At 52.9% G+C, this 1,379-nt stretch carries 1 protein-coding gene, 1 tRNA gene and 1 pseudogene; 2 read left to right on the plus strand and 1 reads right to left on the minus strand.

What is annotated here, in order from left to right; all coding sequences use genetic code 11:
• Nucleotides 1–27 precede the first annotated feature (27 nt).
• Both GOW31_RS21825 and GOW31_RS21830 read left to right on the plus strand, forming a co-directional pair.
• Nucleotides 28–104: transfer RNA gene (locus tag GOW31_RS21825), tRNA-Met, on the plus strand.
• A gap of 337 nt (nucleotides 105–441) precedes the next feature.
• On the plus strand, nucleotides 442–825 hold the full coding sequence (locus tag GOW31_RS21830; protein WP_171172796.1) for a Rap1a/Tai family immunity protein: 384 nt from the start codon (nucleotides 442–444) through the stop codon (nucleotides 823–825).
• 152 nt (nucleotides 826–977) lie between these two features.
• Here GOW31_RS21830 and GOW31_RS21925 read toward each other — a convergent pair.
• A pseudogene (locus tag GOW31_RS21925) lies at nucleotides 978–1,379 on the minus strand (hypothetical protein); the annotation flags it as partial.

Here is a 1,379-nt window from a genome sequence, read left to right on the forward strand (position 1 = left end):
GCGTAAGCGCTAGGTCACAAAAACTGTCGCGGGATGGAGCAGCCCGGTAGCTCGTCAGGCTCATAACCTGAAGGTCGTAGGTTCAAATCCTACTCCCGCAACCAATAATTCCTCAACTAAAGCAATGCGTTAAGGGTCTGATCAAGCGGCAATGCCGCCGCGCGACAACACCCCGTGGAAGCACTGTGGAAGCAAGCGACACACAAACCGCGTGTGGCGAACGCGCAACAAACGAAGCTTGCGCAAATTCCAACAAATGAGCCCGATGAGCCCGTAGCGGTCATTGCCAGTATAGCCGATCGATAAATCCGCTATGAGAGTGCTCCCAAAAACTGGCGATTTTGAGAAAGAAGTTGGCACAGATTAAAAAGGCACATAACTCTTAGGTAAGTAAATCTAATCCGAAGACACTGCCACCATGCCGAGTGATAGGATTAGCAAATGAAGCATCTGGTCTTAGCTACTATTTTGACTTCTAGCGCCGGGGTCGTGTCAGCCCAGAGCCTAGATGGAAACGCGCTGTGGGAAGTTTGTAGCAGTACTGTGCGCAGCGACGAAGCGTTCTGTTCCGGCTACGTTTTTGGCGTAAATGATGGTGGAATGTACACTGCGCTTGCCGCACAACAAAACGTCGAAGGGTCGAGCCTTCAAGAAACGATGAGAGCGGTCACGGATGTCCTCGGATACTGCACTCCGAACACTGTCAATTCAGTGCAGATGGTCGATGTGTTTGTAGCTTACTTGAAAGAGAACCCCGAGCTTCGCCACATACCCGCACAAATTCTGTTTACGAATGCTCTGACGGAAGCATTTCCCTGTGAATAGGAGCCGGTCCAACGGAAGTTTTTGTCCACATAGCCGCTGTCCACGGCGCAAAATCACTGCATCTTTGATTTAAAGTCCGCTTCCTGTGCATTGCCGACGTCGCTGAGACCCAGTCTTGCACTAGCAGCGAAGGGCAGCTCAGTGGCCCTTACTCAAAACAACCGATACTTCCCGCGCGCTTTGGACAACCTTTCAGGGAGCGGTGTAGAGTTTTCTTCAATCAGCCGAGCCAAAACATCCGAATGGTTCTCCAAAAAGTCGCCAAAACTGTCCGCAGACACGTCCGAAATCGCTGCGCGCGTTACAAACAGCCCTGCAAGCTGCGCGTCCAATTCCCGCATCTTCGCAGCCCGGTTAGCTTTAACTACATCGCTGGGCAGAACGCCCGCACAGTTCTGCAATAGGTCGTTGCCAACCACAGCCTCAAATTGGTGCCAAAGTTCGTGGGTGGGCCATCGGGCGCGGTTGGCGTCCGCAGTGGGCATGCAATACCGAACGCGCCCAAGAGCGTCTGTGAAGGCGTCCCCGATGATGTCGCGCACATCCTGCCAGTT

This window comes from Ruegeria sp. HKCCA0370 (genome assembly GCF_013033705.1).
Lineage (GTDB): Bacteria > Pseudomonadota > Alphaproteobacteria > Rhodobacterales > Rhodobacteraceae > Ruegeria.